This window comes from Streptomyces sp. NBC_00212 (assembly GCF_045206365.1).
Classification (GTDB): Bacteria; Actinomycetota; Actinomycetes; order Streptomycetales; family Streptomycetaceae; genus Streptomyces.
This window is the reverse complement of sequence record NZ_CP108115.1, coordinates 4,791,960-4,810,728: the sequence shown is the minus strand read 5'-3', so window position 1 is coordinate 4,810,728 and position 18,769 is coordinate 4,791,960. Positions and strand designations below refer to the sequence as shown.

The following is an 18,769-nucleotide window of genomic DNA, read 5'->3' as shown; positions in this document are numbered from 1 at the left end:
TGATCACCGGATTCACCCCGCCGCACGCACCACTCCATAAAGTTAGGTAAAGTAAGGAAAGCGTCAATGACGCGACAAGAAGGTCAGGTGCGCCGGGAAGTCTGGTCGGCAACGTGCTCAGTCATGCCCGCCGAACCGACCGGAGGTCGCCCTCGTGGCCATACCCACCCCCAGCAAGCGCAAGTTCCTCGGCCGCCTCTCCCTGCCCGAGCGCAACTTCGTCGCGGAGGCACTGCGTGCCGAGACCGTCGGCGGCGTCCTGCTGCTCGTGGCCGCGATCGCCGCGCTGATCTGGGCGAACACCCTGGGTTCGAGTTACGAGTCGGTCCGAGGTTTCCATCTGGGAATCGGCGCCCTGGGGCTCGACCTCTCCATACAGCACTGGGCGGCCGACGGGCTGCTCGCCATCTTCTTCTTTGTCGCCGGTATCGAGCTCAAACGTGAACTCGTCGCCGGAGAACTGCGCGACCCCAAGGCGGCCGCGCTGCCCGTGATCGCGGCCGTCTGCGGCATGGCCGTCCCCGCGCTCGTCTACGCACTGGTCAACATTTCCGGCAACGGATCCCTTGACGGCTGGGCCGTACCGACCGCTACGGACATCGCGTTCGCCCTGGCCGTGCTCGCGGTCATCGGCACCTCGCTGCCTTCCGCGCTCCGCGCCTTCCTGCTCACACTCGCCGTCGTCGACGACCTCTTCGCGATCCTGATCATCGCGGTCTTCTTCACCAACAGCATCAACTTCGCGGCCCTCGGCGGCGCCGTGGTCGGGCTCGCCGTCTTCTGGCTGCTGCTCAGGAAGGGCGTAAGGGGCTGGTACATCTACATCCCCCTCGCGCTCGTCATCTGGGGGCTGATGTACAACAGCGGCGTCCACGCCACCATCGCCGGCGTCGCGATGGGCCTGATGCTGCGCTGCCACCGCACCGAGGGCGAGGAGCACTCCCCCGGCGAGCACATCGAGCACCTGATGCGCCCTGTTTCAGCCGGGCTCGCGGTGCCGCTCTTCGCGCTGTTCTCGGCCGGTGTGGGCATCAGCGGCGGCACCCTGGCCGACGTCTTCACCCGGCCCGAGACGCTCGGCGTCGTGCTCGGCCTGGTCGTCGGCAAGGCCCTCGGCATCTTCGGCGGCACCTGGCTGGCCGCCCGGTTCACCAAGGCCGAGCTCAACGACGACCTGGCCTGGGCCGACGTCTTCGCCGTCGCCTCGCTCGCCGGCATCGGCTTCACGGTCTCGCTGCTCATCGGCGAACTCGCCTTCGCCGGCCAGGGCCACCTGACCGACGAGGTCAAGGCGGCCGTCCTCGTGGGCTCGCTGATAGCCGCCGTCCTCGCATCCGTCCTGCTCAAGATGCGGGTACGCAGGTACAAGGCACTCGTCGAGGACGAGGAGCGGGACGACGACCAGGACGGCATCCCCGACATGTACGAACTGGACAAGCCGGAGTACCACCTGCGGATGGCCACGATCTACGAGAACAAGGCGGCCGAGCACCGCAGGCTGGCGCAACTGGCGGGGGCGGGGCGCGACGACGGCGACAGTCCGGCATGATCTGACAACGGACCTGTTGGACCTGTACGACCCGTCGGTATCCGAGAAGAGATGAGGGAGTCAGCGATGAGCGACCCCAGCCACAACGCCGGCAGCGCCGAGCGCAGCCTCGGCCAGCTGGTCGCCTCCGCGACCGCCGAGATGTCCGCGCTGGTGCACGACGAGATCGCGCTGGCCAAGGCCGAGCTGCGCCAGGACGTCAAGCGCGGGGCGATCGGCGGCATCGCCATCACTGCGGCTGGTGTGCTCGTGCTGTTCGCGCTGCCGGTCTTCAGCTTCGCGGCGGCGTACGGCATCCACAACCTGGGGCTCGGACTCGCCTGGTCGTTCCTGATCGTCGGCGGCGCGTTCGTGGTGCTCGCGGCGCTGCTCGCGCTGATCGCCGTGGCCAAGTTCAAGAAGGTCAAGCCGCCGGAGAAGTCCATCGCCTCGGCCAAGCAGACGGCCGCGGCCCTGCAGGGCGTGAAGCCGCACCCGCGCCCGGCGACCGTCCAGGACGCGGTCACGGAGACCTCCGCCTCTGTGGCACGCTCGTCTGCATGACCGCACCCGATCCCGGTACCGGAAGCCCTGGCGGCACCGGCAGCCCCGTCCGTATCGATGGTCCCTGGACCCATAGGGACGTGGCGGCCAATGGTGCGCGCTTCCACATCGCCGAACTCGGCGACGGGCCACTGGTGTTGCTGCTCCACGGCTTTCCGCAGTTCTGGTGGACCTGGCGCCATCAGCTGACCGCGCTTGCCGACGCCGGTTTCCGCGCGGTCGCGATGGACCTGCGCGGGGTGGGCGGCAGCGACCGCACCCCGCGCGGCTACGACCCCGCCAACCTCGCGCTCGACATCACCGGCGTCGTACGGTCCCTCGGCGAGCCCGACGCGGCCCTGGTCGGGCACGACCTGGGCGGCTATCTGGCGTGGACGGCGGCCGTGATGCGCCCCAAGGTGGTGCGCCGGCTCGTGGTGTCGTCGATGCCGCATCCGCGCCGCTGGCGCTCGGCGATGCTCGCCGACCTCAAGCAGACCTCGGCCGGGTCCTACATCTGGGGCTTCCAGCGGCCGTGGCTGCCGGAGCGTCAACTGGTCGCGGACGACGGCGCCTTGGTCGGCCGGCTCGTACGGGACTGGTCGGGCCCGCGCCAGCCCGAGGACGAGGCCGTGGAGACCTACCGGCGCGCCATGTGTATCCCGTCCACGGCGCACTGCTCCATCGAGCCGTACCGCTGGATGGTGCGCTCGATGGCCCGGCCCGACGGCATCCAGTTCAACCGGAGGATGAAGCGGCCCGTCCGGGTGCCCACACTCCACCTGCACGGTTCGCTCGACCCGGTGATGCGGACCCGCAGTGCGGCGGGCTCGGGCGAGTACGTCGAAGCGCCGTACCGCTGGCGGCTGTTCGACGGTCTGGGCCACTTCCCGCACGAGGAGGACCCGGTCGCGTTCTCGACCGAACTGGTCAACTGGCTGAGGGATCCGGAACCGGATCGCTGAGTTCCGGTGGCCGCATGGGAACTGCTGTCCGACGAACGGCCAAATGCCCGGCGCATAGGCCAATTGGCCCCCTCTGGCGCGGTTACCGACCATGGGCCCCGGGCACACGTCGGGGTATGGGCTGGACGCACGACTACGGTGACGCAGCACGGAACCGCCGAACGGCCGCAGGGCCGGTCTCGTACGAGAGGGGCGGCCCGCAGGGGCAGGGGCCGGAACACCCCTCCTCCGATTCCCGGGAGGTGGGTATTCCGCGCATCCTGCGCCGCCGGGCCCGCTGGGTCTCGGCCCGGCTGCGGCATACGCGAACCTAGTCCGCCCTGAGGTAGCCGAGGCCCGGATGGGCGCTTCGGTAGCCGTCCAGGAGCCTTCGGGCGACCTGGACGGAGTCGACCAGCGGGTGCAGGGCGAAGGCCTTCACCGCCGCCCGCGCCGACCCGCTCTCGGCCGCCTCAAGGACACACCGCTCGACCGCCTTCACCGCGTTGACCAGGCCCGCCTCATGGCCCGTCAGCTGCGTCACGGGCAGCGGGCGGGGGCCTGCCGCATCGATGCGGCAGGGGATCTCGATGACGGCCCGCTCGTCGAGCGCGCGCAGGGACCCTCCGTTGCGCACGTTCAGGATGAGCGTGGCCGCCTCGTCCCGCGCGATGGCCCGCATCAGGGCGAGCGCCACCTTCTCGTACCCGCCGGACTCCATGTCGTCGGCCGCGCGCTCGCCGACCCCCGACACGTCCCGGTTCTCGGACATGTACGTGGCCTCGCGCTCGGCCCGGGTGCGGTCCCAGGCCGCCCACACCGACGCGTCGGGCACGGTCTCCGCCGTGGCGTAGAAACGTGCCTGCTGGTCCTTGAGGAAGGCGCCGCGGGTCTGCTCGGCCCGCTGGTAGGCCGTCACCGCCTCGCGGTTGAAGTAGTAGTAGTGCAGGTACTCGTTCGGAACGGAGCCCAGCGAGCGCAGCCAGTCGGCGCCGAACAGCTTGCCCTCCTCGAACGAGGTGAGGAGCTCGTCGCCCTGCTCGAACAGGCGCGGCAGAACGTTCTTCTCGCCCTCGTACAGGCCGTGCAGCCAGCCCAGATGGTTGAGGCCCGCGTAGTCCAGGCGCACCGCGTCCGGGTCGGCGCCGATCGTGCGGGCGACCCGGCGGGCCAGGCCCACCGGCGAGTCGCAGATCCCGATGACGCGCTCGCCGAGGTGCTCGGCCATCGCCTCGGTGACCAGGCCCGCCGGATTGGTGAAGTTGATGACCCAGGCATCGGGGGCGACCGCCTCGACCCGGCGGGCGATCTCGACGGCGACCGGCAGGGTGCGCAGCCCGTAGGCGATGCCGCCCGCGCCGACCGTCTCCTGACCGAGGACGCCCTCGGCGAGCGCGATCCGCTCGTCGGCGGCCCGGCCCTCCAGGCCGCCGACGCGGATCGCCGAGAACACGAAGTCCGCGCCGCGCAGCGCCTCGTCGAGGTCGGTGGTGGTGCGCACCCGAGGCGCGTCCTGGATCCCGTACGCCCGGTCGGCGAGCACCCGGCCGATGGCGTGCAGCCGAGGCGCGTCCAGGTCGTACAGGACCACCTCGGTGACCCGCCCGGGCGCGTGGTCGCGCAGCAGGGCGTTGTACACGAGGGGGACGCGGAAGCCGCCGCCACCGAGGATCGTCAGTCGCATCGGAGCCTTTTCGTCAGGGGGTCATAGGGCGCACTGCTGGCTGTCGACCTGCTGACTGGCCGTGCGGCCCTGCTGGATGTCGGCCTGGATCTCGTCGGCGGTCAGCGCGTATCCGGTGTCCGGGTCGTCCAGCGACTTCGCGAAGACCACCCCGTACACCTTGCCCTCGGGGGTCAGGAGCGGGCCGCCGGAGTTGCCGGGGCGGACCGTGGTGAACAGCGAGTAGACATCGCGGCGGACCGTGCCTCGGTGGTAGATGTCCGGCCCGTTCGCGCTGATCCGGCCGCGGATGCGGGCGGAGCGGACGTCGTAGGGATGGTCCTCGGGGAAGCCCGCGACGATCGCGCTGTTGCCGCTGCGGGCGTCGGTGGAGGTGAACTGGAGCGGGGGCGCCTTCAGGTCCGGCACGTCCAGGACCGCGATGTCGCGGCGCCAGTCGTAGAGCACGACCTTCGCGTCGTACGTACGCCCCTGACCGCCTATCTGGATGGTCGGCTCGTCCACGCCGCCCACCACGTGCGCGTTGGTCATGACGCGCCGGTCGGCGAAGACGAAGCCGGTGCCTTCGAGGCGCTTTCCGCAGCTCGGGGCCATGCCGACGACCTTGACGATCGACTTCTGGGCGGCCGCCGCGACGGGGCTGCCCGCGAGCTTCGGGTCGGGCGCCTGGACCTCGGTGATCGACTCGTTCGAGAACGGCGTGAAGACCTGCGGGAAGCCGTTCTGCGCGAGGACCGAGGAGAAGTCGCTGAACCAGGTCGATGCCTGTTGGGGCATCACGTTGGAGACCCCGAGGAGGATCTTGGAGCTGCGGACCTCCTTGCCCAGCGTCGGCAGCGCGGTCCCGGCGAGCGCCGAACCGATCAGCCACGCGACGAGCAGCATGGCCACGACGTTCACCAGGGCGCCGCCGGTGGCGTCCAGGGCTCTCGCGGGCGACCAGGTGATGTACCGGCGCAGCTTGTTGCCCAAGTGGGTGGTGAAGGCCTGGCCCACGGAGGCGCAGACGATCACGATGACGACCGCGACGACGGCCGCTGTCGTCGAGACCTGGGACTCGTTGGTCAGCTGGTCCCAGATGACGGGGAGCAGGTACACGGCGATGAGGCCACCGCCGAGGAACCCGATCACCGACAGGATGCCGACGACGAAGCCCTGGCGGTAGCCGACGATCGCGAACCACACGGCGGCGACCAGCAACAGGATGTCCAGCACGTTCACGGGCCCCAGCCTGTCACGCGTGCCAGTCGAGCGGCACCCGCTTGGCTCGGTCCCACGGGCGCTCCCAGCCCGCGTAGTGCACGATCCGGTCGATCACACCGGCCGTGAAGCCCCACACCAGCGCCGATTCGACCAGGAATGCCGGGCCTGTGTGGCCCCGTGGGTGGACGGCGGTCGCGCGGTTGGCCGGGTCCGTGAGATCCGCCACGGGCACCGTGAAGACGCGGGCCGTCTCGCCGCTGTCGACGGCCCGCACCGGCGTCGGCTCGCGCCACCAGCCGAGCACGGGCGTCACGACGAAGCCGCTGACCGGGATGTAGAGCCGGGGCAGCACGCCGAAGACCTGGACGCCGGCCGGGTCGAGCCCGGTCTCCTCCTCGGCCTCGCGCAGCGCGGCCCGCAGCGGGCCCGTGGTGGCCGGGTCGCCGTCCTCCGGGTCTAGGGCGCCGCCCGGGAAGGAGGGCTGGCCGCCGTGCGAACGGAGCTGGCTGGCCCGCTCCATGAGGAGCAGCTCGGGGCCGCGCGGGCCCTCGCCGAACAGGACGAGCACGGCGGACTGCCGCCCGTCGCCGCTCTCCGGCGGCAGGAACCGGCTCATCTGCTCGGGCTCGACGGCCTCGGCCGCCCGCGCGACCGGCGCCAGCCAGCCGGGCAGGCCCTCGCTGGTCACGGCGAGGCCGTTCGTACCGGGGCGGGCGGGCGGATCGGCGCCGGGCGCCGCGTGGCCTGTGGTGGCGCGCCCCACGCCCGCGTGGCCGACGGCGGCGTGGCCGGTGGCCCGGGCCCTGGCGGCGTCCTTGGCGGGGTCTCTGGTGGGGTCGCCTATGGCGCGCGGAGTGGCGGGCCCGGCCGGGTCGCCCGCGCCGCTCGCCGCCTGGGCGTGGCCGGGCCCGCCGATACGGCCGCTCAGGCCGGCGCTGCGGGCCCGATCCGTGTCCGGGCGACCGACCGGGCCGCCGGTGCGGCCAAGATCTCCGGTCGCGCTCAGATCACCGTCATACGTCTCGCTCGTGTGCGTCATCTGCACCCCCGTCATTCATCGTCCACAACGCCTGTGCCGGTCGCTTTCGTTCCGGCCGGCTCCAGCGTCCGTCTTCCGGGTGACGTCAGCCGGCTCCCAGCGGCGGCGCGGGCAGGCCCGGGTAGTCGGGCGGCGGGCTCAGCCGCTGGCCCGGCAGGCCGCCCTTCTCGTACTTGAGGAGCTTCCGCGCCTTCTCGGGATCGGTCTCGCCTTCGCCGTACGACGGACACAGCGGGGCGATCGGGCAGGCGCCGCAGGCGGGCTTGCGGGCGTGGCAGATGCGGCGGCCGTGGAAGACGACCCGGTGCGAGAGCATCGTCCACTCGCTCTTGGGGAAGATCGCGCAGATCTCCGCCTCGACCTTCTCCGGATCGTCCTGCTCGGTCCACTTGAACCGGCGCACCAACCTGCCGAAGTGGGTGTCGACGGTGATCCCCGGCACCCCAAATGCGTTGCCGAGCACGACATTTGCGGTCTTGCGCCCGACCCCGGGCAGCTTGACCAGATCCTCCAGACGACCCGGCACCTCGCCGCCGAACTCGTCCCTGAGGGCGGTGGCGAGCCCCATGATCGACTTGGTCTTGGCCCGGAAGAACCCGGTGGGCCGGATGATCGCCTCGACCTCCTCGGGGTTCGCCGCGGCAAGGTCCTCGGGCGTCGGGTACGCGGCGAACAGGCCCGGTGTCGTCTGGTTGACCCGGAGGTCGGTGGTCTGCGCGGACAGGACGGTCGCGACGAGCAACTCGAAGGGGTTCCGGAAGTCCAGTTCGGGATGGGCGTACGGATAGACCTCGGCGAGCTCGCGGTTGATCCGGCGGGCCCGGCGGACCATCGCGAGATGGGACTCGGGCTTGGCTCCGACGGGCCGGCCCGTGGCGGTGCCCGTACCGGTGGCCTTGGGGGCGCGCTTGGCGGTGGCCGCGCCCTTGGACTTCGGCGCGACTTTCGCTTGGGGGCCACCCGGGGAGGCCGCCTCCTCAGGAGGCGCCGCATCGGCGGACGTGCCCTTGGCGGCCGTCACCTTGGAGGCCGCCTTCTTGGCAGCGGCCTTCTTGACGACGGGCTTGACCATGGCGGGCTCCTTGCCGGCGGGTTTCACTCGGGCGGCCTTCCCGGCCGGCTCTGTCGTGCTGCCGACCGTCTTGCCGGCTGTCTTGCCGGGGCGTGCGGAAGAGGCGGCTCCGGAAGCCCGCGCGGCCTTCTTCGCGGGCTCTTTCGCCCTGGACGCGGGCTGTTCGCCCACAGCGGAATCATTGTCTGCGGACACTCTTCCAGCCCCCTGGCCTGCGCTCTCACCGGCGAATTGGACACCCGGCCAGCCTAAAGCCCGGCACCGACATCCGCCCCGGCCACAGCGAATCAGCGCCCCAATCGGCCCCCTGACTCACGGTCCGGCACTCCAGTACGTCATCCTTGTGATTGATCGCACTGTTTAGACCGTCCGGCAAAATGGGGAGCAGGCTCCCCTGATACCGGTCGACAAGGAGAGATTCGTGGACGACGTTCTGCGGCGCGCCCCGCTCTTCGCGGCGCTCGATGACGAGCAGGCCGCGGAGCTCCGCGCCTCGATGAGTGAGGTGACGCTCGCCCGCGGCGACGCCCTCTTCCACGAGGGCGACCCCGGCGACCGCCTGTACGTGGTCACCGAGGGCAAGGTGAAGCTGCACCGCACCTCACCCGACGGCCGGGAGAACATGCTGGCGGTCCTCGGCCCCGGCGAGCTCATCGGCGAGCTGTCCCTCTTCGACCCGGGCCCGCGCACCGCCACCGCGACCGCGCTGACCGAGGTCAAGCTGCTGGGCCTGGGCCACGGCGACCTTCAGCCCTGGCTGAACGCCCGCCCGGAGGTGGCCACGGCGCTGCTCCGCGCCGTCGCCCGCCGACTGCGCAAGACCAACGACCAGATGTCCGACCTGGTCTTCTCCGACGTGCCGGGCCGTGTCGCCCGCGCGCTCCTCGACCTGTCGCGCCGCTTCGGCGTGCAGTCCGAGGAAGGCATCCACGTCGTCCACGACCTGACGCAGGAAGAGCTGGCCCAGCTGGTCGGCGCCTCCCGCGAGACGGTCAACAAGGCGCTCGCCGACTTCGCCCAGCGCGGCTGGCTGCGCCTGGAGGCCCGCGCGGTCATCCTGCTGGACGTGGAGCGCCTGGCGAAGCGCTCGCGCTGAGCGTCGCCGTCCGCGGCCGCGTCCTGCGCAGCCGCCTCTGTTCGCCCGCCTGAGGGGCCGGTCCCACCCTAGACCGGCCCCTTTCGCGTGGGCCGACTTCCCCGCGGCCGCACTTGGGCCCCACGAACACGTACGCACAGGCGGGGGACGGACCGAGCTGCCCGTCTGTCAGTGGCCCGGTCTACTCTGCGCGTAACTGCTGTGCTCCGCGCGTACGGTCGCGGCGCGCGCGCAGCGGAACGCAAGGACACGGGGGCACAAGGGCGCATGGCCGGGAAAGACGGATACATCGAGCGCGAGGGGTCGCTCGGCCTTGTGCGGCCGGAGTTCCGGGCCGTCGTCGCCGCCCTGCGCGACCAGGTGGCGCACCGGTTCGGCGGGCGGCTGCACAGCGCGTACCTGTACGGATCCGTGCCGCGCGGCACGGCGCGGGCGCGCCGGTCCGACCTGGACGTGCTGCTCGCGCTGCATGAGTCGCCGACGGAGGCCGACCGGGCCGAGGCACGGAACATCGAGTCCGAGCTGGACGCCGGTTTCGACGTGATCGACGGGGCCGGGATCCTGCTGTTCGGCCGGGACGTGCTGCTGAGCGACCTTGAGCGGTACGACCTCGGCTGGTTCGTGGCCTGCCTGTGCACCCCGTTGCTCGGGGACGACCTCGCCGAGCACCTGCCCCGCTACCGGCCCACCTCGCTGCTCGCCCGCGAGACCAACGGCGACCTCGGCGACGCCCTCCCCCGCTGGCGCCGGCAAGTCGCGGAGGCCGCCGACGACGCGGCACTCCGGTCGCTCATGCGCCGCGCCTCGCGCAAGCTCGTGCGGACCGCGTTCACGCTCGTCATGCCGCGGTACGGCGGCTGGACCAGCGATCTGGCGGAGCAGGCGGAGATCTTCGGGCGCTACTACCCGGAGCGCGCCGGGCAGTTGAGAGAAATTGCCGTGCTGGCCGGGAACCCGGTCGCGGACCGGAACGTTCTCGATATGTACACCGAAAATCTCGGACCGTGGCTCGCCGCCGAATACCTCACGGTCCATGGCGCCAAGTCGCCGCGCCCGTACGAGAGTTGAGCACCGCCTCACTCAACTCTCCTCTACGGAGCGCCAGTTCACGCACAACCAAACCAGCACCGCTCCTGACGCAACGTCAAATAAGGCCGTGCTCACGCAGATATTCGAGCTGCGCGCGCACCGAAAGCTCGGCGGCCGGCCACAGCGACCGGTCGACGTCCGAGTAGACCAGGGCCACCACGTCCGCCGCCGTGAGGTGGCCGTTCTCCACCGCCGTCTCCACCTGCGCCAGCCGGTGGGCGCGGTGGGCCAGATAGAACTCGACGGCGCCCTGCGCGTCGTCCAGCACCGGGCCATGACCCGGCAGCACGGTGTGCACACCGTCATCAACTGTCAGCGAACGCAGCCTGCGAAGGGAGTCGAGATAGTCGCCCAGGCGGCCGTCGGGGTGGGCCACGACGGTCGTGCCGCGCCCGAGGACCGTGTCGCCCGTCAGGACGGCCCGGTCGGCGGGCAGATGAAAGCAGAGCGAGTCAGCGGTGTGGCCCGGGGTGGGCACCACCCTCATCTCCAGACCACCGGTGGTGATGACATCGCCCGCGGCGAGGCCCTCGTCCCCCAGGCGCAGGGCCGGGTCCAAGGCGCGCACGGGGGTACGGGTCAGCTCCGCGAAGCGGGCCGCGCCCTCGGCGTGGTCGGGGTGCCCATGGGTGAGCAGGGTCAGCGCGACCCGCTTGCCCGCCTTCTCGGCCGTGGCGATGACGCGGTTGAGGTGCGCGTCGTCGAGCGGTCCGGGGTCGATGACGACGGCCAGGTCGGAGTCGGGCTCGGCGACGATCCAGGTGTTGGTGCCGTCCAGGGTCATCGCGGAGGGGTTGGGCGCGAGGACGTTGATCGCGCGGTCGGTCGCACGGCCCGAAAGGACCCCGCCGCGCGGCTGCCCGGGAAGAGCGGCGGCATCACTCATACGGCACCTCCAGGGGTGGCGGACTCGGTGGTCGTCCGGCCAAGCCTCGCGGACCGGGGCAGGGTGTGGCGACCGCGCCTCGCGAGGCCGTCCCGCGCAAGGTCGATGGGGGTGGCGGCGGCAGTGGTCATGAGGGGCGGCCCCCGGCCGGGATGTGCTTGGTGAACTCGTCGTGGCCGGGCCAGCTCAGGACGAGTTCCCCGGTGTCGGTCAGGCGGGCCCGGGCGAGGACCGGGGTCAGATCGCGCTCGGCCGCGCCCATGAGGGCTTCGGCGGCAGTGGCGTACGGAAGGAGGTCACGCAGGGTGGAAATGGTCGGCGGCATCATCAGGAGCTCGCCCTTGTCGTAGCCGGCGGCGGCTTCGACGGGGTGGATCCAGACGGTGCGGTCGGCCTCGGTGGAGGCGTTCCGGGTGACCTGTCCTTCGGGGAGCGCCGCGACGAAGAACCAGGTGTCGTACCGCCGGGGCTCGAATTCGGGGGTGATCCAGCGCGCCCAGGCGCCGAGCAGATCGGAGCGGAGCATGAGGCCGCGCCGGTCCAGGAACTCGGCGAAGCTGAGGTCGCGGCTCACCAGTGCCTGGCGGTCGGCCTCCCAGTCGTCGCCGGTGGTGTCGCCGACGACGGTGGTGGCGTCGGGGCCCGCGAGGAGGACGCCCGCCTCCTCGTAGGTCTCGCGCACCGCGGCGCAGACGATGGCCTGGGCGGAGGCGGGGTCGGTGCCGAGGCGTTCGGCCCAGGTCTCGCGCGGCGGTCCTGCCCAGCCGAGCTGGGCGTCCTCGGCGTCGCGGGGGTCCACACCGCCGCCCGGGTACGCGTAAGCGCCTCCGGCGAAAGCCATGGAGGTGCGTCTGCGCAGCATGTGGACGGCGGGGCCGGTGTCCGTGCCGGCCGCCCCGTCCCGGAGCAGCATCACGGTGGCGGCCCGCCGCGGCTCGACCGCGGTGAGCTCGCCTGCGGCGAGGGCGCGAATGCGGTCCGGCCACTCCGGCGGGTACCACTGACCATTGGGCATGGGCGGATGCTACGGGGTGGCGTGCGGATGTTCGAGGGGGGTGCGTGTAGGTGACATCCCTTTGACACGCTCGGGCGCGCCCGAGCGGGCACCCGCGATCCGACAGCGGCCGACCCATCACCCGACCTCGGCCAGCACCGGCCGGCACTGGCTGACAGCGGTCAACCGTCGGCGGCCGCCACCAGCCGTACCGGTCGGCGGTCGAGCACCCGCCTCCGGAGCCCAGCCATCCGCGCCCACCACCGGCCAGCAGCGGGCGGCCGTCGGCGGCAGCCAGCCGTCAGCGGCACGGCGGCCAGTGGCACGGCCGCCAACCATCGGCCACGCACCATGAGCCACACGCCGTGAGCCACGCGCCATGAGCCGTGAGCCGTCAAACGGCGAAGGGCCGGCCCCTTTGGGGTCGGCCCTCGACGAGAGGAGATCAGCCGAGAGGGGATCAGCACTCGACAACAGCAGGAGGACGTCAGGCCTCGACGAGCTCCACCTGGATCTCGACCTCGACCGGGGCGTCCAGGGGCAGCACCGCTACGCCCACCGCGCTGCGGGCGTGCACGCCCTTGTCGCCGAGGACGGCGCCGAGGAGTTCGCTGGCGCCGTTGATGACACCGGGCTGGCCGGTGAAGTCGGGGGCGGAGGCCACGAAGCCGACGACCTTCACGACGCGCGCGATGCGGTCCAGGTCGCCTACGACGGACTTGACCGCGGCCAGCGCGTTCAGGGCGCAGGTGGCGGCCAGTTCCTTGGCCTCCTCCGGGGTGACCTCGCCGCCGACCTTGCCGGTGACGGGCAGCTTGCCCTCCACCATGGGGAGCTGGCCGGCGGTGTAGACGTACACGCCGGACTGCACGGCGGGCTGGTACGCGGCGAGCGGCGGTACGACCGACGGGAGGGTCAGGCCCAGTTCGGCCAGCTTGGCTTCGACGGCGCTCATGCCTGCTTCTCCCGCTTCAGGTAGGCCACGAGCTGCTCGGGGTTGTTCGGCCCGGGGACGACCTGGACCAGCTCCCAGCCGTCCTCGCCCCAGGTGTCCAGAATCTGCTTGGTCGCGTGCACGAGAAGGGGCACGGTCGCGTATTCCCACTTGGTCATGGGCCCGACTGTAGCCGCTGCCCGCCGCCCTCTCTCGCGGGCGCCTTACGCGGACCACATGCGTGAGCGGCGGGCGGACTGGTTAGGCTCGACGATGTGAGCAGGCTCCAGGTCGTCAGCGGCAAGGGCGGTACCGGCAAGACCACGGTCGCCGCAGCACTCGCGCTCGCCCTCGCGACGGAGGGCAGGCGCACGCTCCTCGTCGAGGTCGAGGGCAGACAGGGCATCGCGCAGCTCTTCGAGACGGAAGCCTTTCCGTACGAGGAGCGCAAGATCGCCGTCGCGCCCGGTGGCGGGGAGGTGTACGCGCTGGCCATCGACGCGGAGCGGGCACTTCTCGACTACCTCCAGATGTTCTACAAGCTGGGAGGGGCGGGTCGGGCACTGAAGAAGCTCGGCGCGATCGACTTCGCGACCACCATCGCGCCGGGGGTACGTGACGTACTCCTGACCGGCAAGGCCTGTGAGGCGGTGCGCCGCAAGAACAAGCAAGGGGCGTACGCGTACGACTACGTCGTGATGGACGCGCCGCCCACCGGGCGCATCACGCGCTTCTTGAACGTGAACGACGAGGTGGCCGGGCTCGCGAAGATCGGCCCGATACACAATCAGGCGCAGGCCGTCATGCGGGTCCTCAAGTCCCCTGAAACAGCTGTGCACTTGGTGACACTGCTGGAGGAGATGCCCGTACAGGAGACGGTCGACGGGATCGCCGAGCTGCGGGGTGCCGAGCTGCCGGCGGGCAACGTCATCGTGAACATGGTCCGGCCGCACGTCCTGGACGAGGCGGCGGTGCGCGGGGTCACGGGCGACCGGCGCAAGGAGGTCGCCAAGACGCTGACGCGGGCCGGGGTCACCGGTTCGGCGAAGCTGGTGACTCCGCTCCTGGAGCAGGCCGCCGAGCATGCCGAGCGGGTGGAGCTGGAGCGTGAACAGCGGGCCGCGCTCGGCCGGTTGGGGCTGCCGACGTACGAACTGCCGCTGATCGGCGAGGGAATGGATCTGGCCGGGCTGTACCGCCTGGCCTCGGAACTGCGCAAGCTCGGGGTGGGTGAGTGACTTTGGACGCGGCCGAGCCGCTGGCGGTCGATCCGCTGCTGGACGATCCGGGGACCCGCATCATCGTGTGCTGCGGCTCGGGCGGGGTGGGCAAGACAACTACCGCTGCTGCACTGGGAGTTCGGGCTGCCGAGCGCGGCCGGAAGGTCGTGGTGCTCACCATCGACCCGGCCCGCAGGCTCGCCCAGTCCATGGGGATCGACTCGCTCGACAACACCCCGCGCCGGGTCAAGGACATAGAGGGCGACGGCGAACTGCACGCCATGATGCTCGACATGAAGCGGACGTTCGACGAGATCGTCGAGGCGCACGCGGATCCGGACCGGGCCAAGGCGATCCTGACGAACCCCTTCTACCAGTCCCTGTCGGCCGGCTTCGCCGGCACGCAGGAGTACATGGCGATGGAGAAGCTGGGGCAGCTGCGGGCCCGGGACGAGTGGGACCTGATCGTGGTCGACACCCCGCCGTCGCGCTCCGCGCTCGACTTCCTGGACGCGCCGAAACGTCTCGGGTCGTTCCTCGACGGCAAGTTCATCAAGCTGCTCATGGCGCCCGCGAAGATGGGCGGCCGGGCCGGGATGAAGTTCCTCAATGTCGGCATGTCGATGATGACCGGCACCCTGGGCAAGCTGCTCGGCGGGCCCTTCCTGCACGACGTGCAGACCTTCGTGGCGGCCATGGACACGATGTTCGGCGGGTTCCGGACCAGGGCAGATGCCACCTACCGGCTGTTGCAGGCGCCGGGCACCGCGTTCCTCGTCGTCGCCGCGCCCGAGCGGGACGCGCTGCGCGAGGCCGCGTACTTCGTGGAGCGCCTCGCCGCCGACGACATGCCGCTGGCCGGGCTCGTACTCAACCGCGTGCACGGCAGTGCGGCGTCCCGGCTCTCGGCCGAGCGCGCCCTCGCCGCGGCGGAGAGCCTCGAAGAACTGCCGGATCCGGCGGAGGCCCCGGACCTTCCGGATCACGCGGAAAACAATCCGGATCACCTTGCAGAAATCCCTGCAGAAAATCTTGACGAGCGTCGCATTGTCGATCAGGAGGCCGGGAAGGCTGGAGATCGTGGCTCCAGCGATTCCTCTCCCAACGCTGACGCTTCCCACGTTGACGCAGCTGGTGCACGCGCAGACACGGACCCGGATCGGGTAGACGCGGTTGTAGACCCGGATCAGGTGGACCCGGATCAGGAATCCGTCGAGCGGCTGACCGCCGGGCTGCTGCGGCTGCATGCCGAGCGCATGCAGGTCCTCGCACGTGAACGGCGGACGCGCGACCGTTTCACCGCACTCCACCCCGAGGTCCCGGTCGCCGAAGTGGCCGCCCTGCCCGGCGATGTGCACGACCTCGCGGGGCTGCGGATCATCGGGGACCGGCTCGCGGCCGGTGGGGCCCCGGCCGGAGCTGCCTGATCCTCCGACCTCGTCAGCCCGCTGCGGCGTACGCCTCGTCTCCGAAGGAATGCCGGTAGTCGTACGCCGACTCCTCCTCCGCGCACACGGGCAGGATTCCCGTGCTGCGCTCGTACTCGGTGCGCGCGGTTTCGAGGAGGCGGTGCCAAGAGGTGACGGTGGGGCGCCTGCGCAGGAGTGCGCGCCGCTCCCGTTCCGTCATTCCGCCCCACACGCCGAACTCGACGCGATTGTCGAGCGCATCGGCCAGGCACTCGGTCCGCACCGGGCAACCGGTGCACACCGCCTTGGCCCTGTTCTGCGCTGCACCCTGTACAAACAGTTCGTCCGGATCGGTAGTGCGGCAGGCTGCCTGCGCACTCCAGTCGGTTACCCAGCCCATGCCGGCGCCGTCCTCTCCCGAATCGAGGCTCCCCCACGGCGGCAGCGGCATATTCACCGCTGCCAGTTGAGGACGTTACGGAAGGTGGGCACAGCGCAACACCCCCGTCGGGCCCAATCTTGAATGGCCCGAACGGACTATGCGTACGCGGCAGATCACCCAACGGAGTGAGCCGAGGACATGAGCGATGAATCCGAAATAATGGGACGTATCAGCTGAGTCACAACGGACGCCCGGTGACGCATGAGGCGCAATCGGACACCAACCGGGTTGATTCCTGCCGGATTCGGGGGACGGCGGAACACTTCCACGCACGTGCCGACCTTGATACGGAACCGCACTGCTGTGACAGTTGAGAGCAGCTTAGGCCAGAGCCTTCACCCGTGTCCGGCGATTGAGAACGTAGGCTGCCCCCATGGCAAAGAAGCGATCGGGCGGAGGCCTGACCGGGACCCAGCAGGCCGCCAAGTTCCTCGGCGTGAGTGTGTTGGCGGGGGCCGTGCTCGCGGGGATCGCCCTGCCGGCGGCCGGCGCGCTGGGGCTCGCGGCCAAGGGCACGGTCGAGGGGTTCGACGAGATCCCGGCCAATCTCAAGACCCCGCCGCTGAGCCAGCGCACCACGATCCTGGACAGCAAGGGCGGCACGATCGCCCAGGTCTACTCGCGCGACCGCACCGTGGTGCCGCTCGCCGACATCTCCCCGTACATGCAGAAGGCGATCGTCGCGATCGAGGACTCGCGCTTCTACGAGCACGGCGCGATCGACCTCAAGGGCGTCCTGCGCGCGATGAACAAGAACGCGACCAGCGGCGGTGTCGCCCAGGGCGCGTCCACCCTCACGCAGCAGTACGTGAAGAACGTCTTCGTCGAGGAGGCCGGTGACGACCCCGACAAGGTCGCCGAGGCCACCCAGCAGACGATCGGCCGCAAGGTCAAGGAGCTCAAGTACGCGATCCAGGTCGAGGAGGAGCTCGGCAAGAAGAAGATCCTGGAGAACTACCTCAACATCACGTTCTTCGGGCAGCAGGCGTACGGCATCGAGGCCGCCGCCAAGCGCTACTTCTCCAAGTCGGCCAAGGACCTGACCCTGGACGAGTCGGCGATGCTCGCCGGGATCGTGCAGTCGCCCAGCCGGTACGACCCCGTGAACGACGCGCAGGAGTCCAAGAAGCGCCGCAACACGGTGCTCCAGCGGATGGCCGACATGAAGGACATCTCGCAGGCCGAGGCCGACAAGGCCAAGGAAGCGCCGATCAAGCTGAGCGTGAGCAAGCCGAAGAACGGCTGCATCACCGCCGTCGACGGCGCGGGCTTCTTCTGCGACTACGTACGCGAGGTGTTCCTGTCCGACCCGGTCTTCGGCAAGACCAAGGAAGACCGGGCCAAGCTCTGGAACCAGGGCGGGCTCACCGTTCAGACCACGCTCGACCCGCAGGCGCAGAAGTCGACGCAGGATTCGATCAAGAACCACGTCTACCAGAAGGACAGCGTCGCGACCGCGGTCTCGCTGGTCCAGCCCGGCAGCGGCAAGATCCTGGCGATGGGCCAGTCCAAGCCGTACGGCTTCGGCGACAACGAGACGCAGATCAACTTCTCGGTCAACCGGCAGATGGGCGGCTCCAATTACGGCTTCCCGGTCGGCTCGACCTTCAAGCCGTTCCTGGCCGCGGCCGCGATCGAGGGCGGCAAGCCGCCGACCCAGCAGTACCCGGCCCCGTACGAGATGGACTATCCGGCGTCCGTCCAGACGTGCACCGGCAAGCCGTGGGTCAACGACGGCAAGCCCAACCCGTACCACCTGGAGAACGAGAACGAGTCCGAGGTCGGCCCGTTCTCACTGAGGGACGCGATGGCCAAGTCGGTCAACACGTACTTCGTGCAGATGCTCGGCGACATCGGCATGTGCCCGGTCTCGCAGATGACGGACAAGCTGCACGTGCTCCAGGGCAACGGCGACAAGCTGCCCATGGTGCCCTCGGCGCTGACCCTCGGCTCGACCGGCATCTCGCCGCTGACCATGGCCTCGGCGTACGCGACCTTCGCCAACCGGGGCACGTACTGCACGCCGATCGCCATCGAGTCGATCAAGAAGGCGGACGGCTCGTCGGTGCCGGTGCCGAAGAGCTCCTGCTCGCAGGCGATGTCGCAGAACACCGCGGACAGCATCAACACCCTGCTGCGCGGCGTGGTCGACTCCGGCACGGGCCAGGAGGCCGGGCTCAAGGACCGGGACAACGCGGGCAAGACCGGTACCACCGACGCCCGCAAGAACGCCTGGTTCGTCGGGTACACGTCGAACCTGTCCGCCGCGGTCTGGGTCGGCAGCCCGTCGCAGCGCGTCGAGATGAACAACGTCACCATCGGCGGCCAGACGTACGAGCAGGTGTACGGCGGTCAGGTCCCCGGCCCCATCTGGCGCGACGCGATGACCGGCGCGCTGCAGGGCCAGACGTCGGCGCCGTTCGTCAACGTCAACATCCCCGACACCGGCCAGAAGCCCGCCGGTGACCCGGCGACCGGCGCGTCGGCCAGCACCCCCGACAAGAACAAGAACAAGGGCAAGCACAAGCCGAAGCCACCCGGCGAGAACAAGCCCCCGAACCCCAACCCCAACCAGCCCTTCCCCGGCATCTCGATCCCGCCGGGCGTCATCGGCGGAGACACGGGCGGGTGGCCGCAGTAGCGGTGAGCTCACGTAGGTGACTCACGTAGATGACTCACGTAGATG

General features: G+C 70.4%; 18 protein-coding genes. 9 read left to right on the top strand and 9 right to left on the bottom strand.

The window, feature by feature from the left end; all coding sequences use genetic code 11:
• The first annotated feature begins 154 nt into the window (after positions 1 to 154).
• From nhaA to OHA17_RS22125, 4 genes are all read left to right on the top strand, one after another.
• On the top strand, positions 155 to 1,549 hold the full coding sequence (gene nhaA, locus OHA17_RS22140) for a Na+/H+ antiporter NhaA (RefSeq protein WP_398878661.1): 1,395 nt from the start codon (positions 155 to 157) through the stop codon (positions 1,547 to 1,549).
• Positions 1,550 to 1,615: 66 nt separating this feature from the next.
• Entirely contained in the window at positions 1,616 to 2,092 is a 477-nt protein-coding gene (locus tag OHA17_RS22135; protein ID WP_053728112.1) for a phage holin family protein, read from the top strand.
• Positions 2,089 to 3,036: an alpha/beta fold hydrolase gene (locus OHA17_RS22130; protein WP_398878663.1), complete on the top strand. Its 948-nt coding sequence runs from the start codon at positions 2,089 to 2,091 to the stop codon at positions 3,034 to 3,036. The genes OHA17_RS22135 and OHA17_RS22130 overlap by 4 nt, the downstream gene beginning before the upstream one ends.
• A gap of 116 nt (positions 3,037 to 3,152) precedes the next feature.
• Positions 3,153 to 3,350, top strand: a complete 198-nt coding sequence (locus OHA17_RS22125) for a hypothetical protein (RefSeq protein WP_406508039.1) — start codon at positions 3,153 to 3,155, stop codon at positions 3,348 to 3,350.
• Here OHA17_RS22125 and OHA17_RS22120 read toward each other — a convergent pair.
• The 4 genes from OHA17_RS22120 to nth all read right to left on the bottom strand — a co-directional run bounded on the left by OHA17_RS22120 (position 3,347) and on the right by nth (position 8,013).
• Entirely contained in the window at positions 3,347 to 4,699 is a 1,353-nt protein-coding gene (locus OHA17_RS22120; RefSeq protein WP_406508038.1) for a 6-phospho-beta-glucosidase, read from the bottom strand. The two genes, OHA17_RS22125 and OHA17_RS22120, sit on opposite strands and share 4 nt — an antisense overlap.
• Positions 4,700 to 4,720: 21 nt before the next feature.
• On the bottom strand, positions 4,721 to 5,920 hold the full coding sequence (locus tag OHA17_RS22115) for a MarP family serine protease (protein WP_053728115.1): 1,200 nt from the start codon (positions 5,918 to 5,920) through the stop codon (positions 4,721 to 4,723).
• Between the two features lie 13 nt (positions 5,921 to 5,933).
• Positions 5,934 to 6,590 (bottom strand): NUDIX hydrolase, encoded by a 657-nt coding sequence (locus OHA17_RS22110; RefSeq protein WP_406510781.1) that lies wholly within the window; start codon positions 6,588 to 6,590, stop codon positions 5,934 to 5,936.
• Between the two features lie 436 nt (positions 6,591 to 7,026).
• On the bottom strand, positions 7,027 to 8,013 hold the full coding sequence (gene nth / locus OHA17_RS22105) for an endonuclease III (protein ID WP_406508037.1): 987 nt from the start codon (positions 8,011 to 8,013) through the stop codon (positions 7,027 to 7,029).
• Between the two features lie 421 nt (positions 8,014 to 8,434).
• On the opposite strand from nth, the gene OHA17_RS22100 reads away from it, so the two are divergent.
• Positions 8,435 to 9,109: a Crp/Fnr family transcriptional regulator gene (locus OHA17_RS22100; protein WP_017947815.1), complete on the top strand. Its 675-nt coding sequence runs from the start codon at positions 8,435 to 8,437 to the stop codon at positions 9,107 to 9,109.
• 267 nt (positions 9,110 to 9,376) lie between these two features.
• Positions 9,377 to 10,177 carry a nucleotidyltransferase gene (locus OHA17_RS22095; RefSeq protein WP_406508036.1) on the top strand — a complete coding sequence of 267 codons (801 nt, stop codon included), beginning with the start codon at positions 9,377 to 9,379 and terminating at the stop codon, positions 10,175 to 10,177.
• 76 nt (positions 10,178 to 10,253) lie between these two features.
• On the opposite strand, the gene OHA17_RS22090 is transcribed toward OHA17_RS22095, so the two are convergent.
• The 4 genes from OHA17_RS22090 to OHA17_RS22075 all read right to left on the bottom strand — a co-directional run bounded on the left by OHA17_RS22090 (position 10,254) and on the right by OHA17_RS22075 (position 13,191).
• Entirely contained in the window at positions 10,254 to 11,084 is an 831-nt protein-coding gene (locus tag OHA17_RS22090) for an MBL fold metallo-hydrolase (RefSeq protein ID WP_398878671.1), read from the bottom strand.
• A 127-nt stretch (positions 11,085 to 11,211) separates the two neighbouring features.
• Positions 11,212 to 12,099 (bottom strand): NUDIX hydrolase, encoded by an 888-nt coding sequence (locus OHA17_RS22085; RefSeq protein WP_406508035.1) that lies wholly within the window; start codon positions 12,097 to 12,099, stop codon positions 11,212 to 11,214.
• A gap of 466 nt (positions 12,100 to 12,565) precedes the next feature.
• A complete protein-coding gene (locus OHA17_RS22080) occupies positions 12,566 to 13,033 on the bottom strand; it encodes a RidA family protein (RefSeq protein WP_053728120.1) in 468 nt (155 codons plus the stop codon).
• Positions 13,030 to 13,191, bottom strand: a complete 162-nt coding sequence (locus OHA17_RS22075; RefSeq protein WP_003975360.1) for a DUF4177 domain-containing protein — start codon at positions 13,189 to 13,191, stop codon at positions 13,030 to 13,032. The genes OHA17_RS22080 and OHA17_RS22075 overlap by 4 nt, the downstream gene beginning before the upstream one ends.
• 96 nt (positions 13,192 to 13,287) lie before the next feature.
• Between OHA17_RS22075 and OHA17_RS22070 the strand changes: the two genes are divergently transcribed.
• Both OHA17_RS22070 and OHA17_RS22065 read left to right on the top strand, forming a co-directional pair.
• A complete protein-coding gene (locus tag OHA17_RS22070; protein ID WP_398878675.1) occupies positions 13,288 to 14,250 on the top strand; it encodes an ArsA family ATPase in 963 nt (320 codons plus the stop codon).
• Positions 14,247 to 15,659 (top strand): ArsA family ATPase, encoded by a 1,413-nt coding sequence (locus OHA17_RS22065; RefSeq protein WP_406508034.1) that lies wholly within the window; start codon positions 14,247 to 14,249, stop codon positions 15,657 to 15,659. The genes OHA17_RS22070 and OHA17_RS22065 overlap by 4 nt, the downstream gene beginning before the upstream one ends.
• A 13-nt stretch (positions 15,660 to 15,672) precedes the next feature.
• Here OHA17_RS22065 and OHA17_RS22060 read toward each other — a convergent pair whose 3' ends face one another.
• Positions 15,673 to 16,041, bottom strand: a complete 369-nt coding sequence (locus OHA17_RS22060; protein ID WP_189961774.1) for a WhiB family transcriptional regulator — start codon at positions 16,039 to 16,041, stop codon at positions 15,673 to 15,675.
• 415 nt (positions 16,042 to 16,456) lie between these two features.
• Here OHA17_RS22060 and OHA17_RS22055 point away from each other — a divergent pair, with 415 nt between their 5' ends.
• Positions 16,457 to 18,724, top strand: coding sequence for a transglycosylase domain-containing protein (locus OHA17_RS22055; RefSeq protein WP_406508033.1), 2,268 nt, complete (start codon positions 16,457 to 16,459; stop codon positions 18,722 to 18,724).
• Positions 18,725 to 18,769 lie beyond the last annotated feature (45 nt).

Coding starts and splice junctions, on each gene's coding strand:
- OHA17_RS22095 (WP_406508036.1), top strand. CDS start 9,377: ATGGCCGGGAAAGACGGATACATCGAGCGCGAGGGGTCGCTCGGCCTT.
- OHA17_RS22120 (WP_406508038.1), bottom strand. CDS start 4,699: ATGCGACTGACGATCCTCGGTGGCGGCGGCTTCCGCGTCCCCCTCGTG.
- OHA17_RS22130 (WP_398878663.1), top strand. CDS start 2,089: ATGACCGCACCCGATCCCGGTACCGGAAGCCCTGGCGGCACCGGCAGC.
- OHA17_RS22075 (WP_003975360.1), bottom strand. CDS start 13,191: ATGACCAAGTGGGAATACGCGACCGTGCCCCTTCTCGTGCACGCGACC.
- OHA17_RS22085 (WP_406508035.1), bottom strand. CDS start 12,099: ATGCCCAATGGTCAGTGGTACCCGCCGGAGTGGCCGGACCGCATTCGC.
- OHA17_RS22055 (WP_406508033.1), top strand. CDS start 16,457: ATGGCAAAGAAGCGATCGGGCGGAGGCCTGACCGGGACCCAGCAGGCC.
- nth (WP_406508037.1), bottom strand. CDS start 8,013: ATGGTCAAGCCCGTCGTCAAGAAGGCCGCTGCCAAGAAGGCGGCCTCC.
- OHA17_RS22060 (WP_189961774.1), bottom strand. CDS start 16,041: ATGGGCTGGGTAACCGACTGGAGTGCGCAGGCAGCCTGCCGCACTACC.
- OHA17_RS22080 (WP_053728120.1), bottom strand. CDS start 13,033: ATGAGCGCCGTCGAAGCCAAGCTGGCCGAACTGGGCCTGACCCTCCCG.
- OHA17_RS22135 (WP_053728112.1), top strand. CDS start 1,616: ATGAGCGACCCCAGCCACAACGCCGGCAGCGCCGAGCGCAGCCTCGGC.
- OHA17_RS22125 (WP_406508039.1), top strand. CDS start 3,153: ATGGGCTGGACGCACGACTACGGTGACGCAGCACGGAACCGCCGAACG.
- OHA17_RS22090 (WP_398878671.1), bottom strand. CDS start 11,084: ATGAGTGATGCCGCCGCTCTTCCCGGGCAGCCGCGCGGCGGGGTCCTT.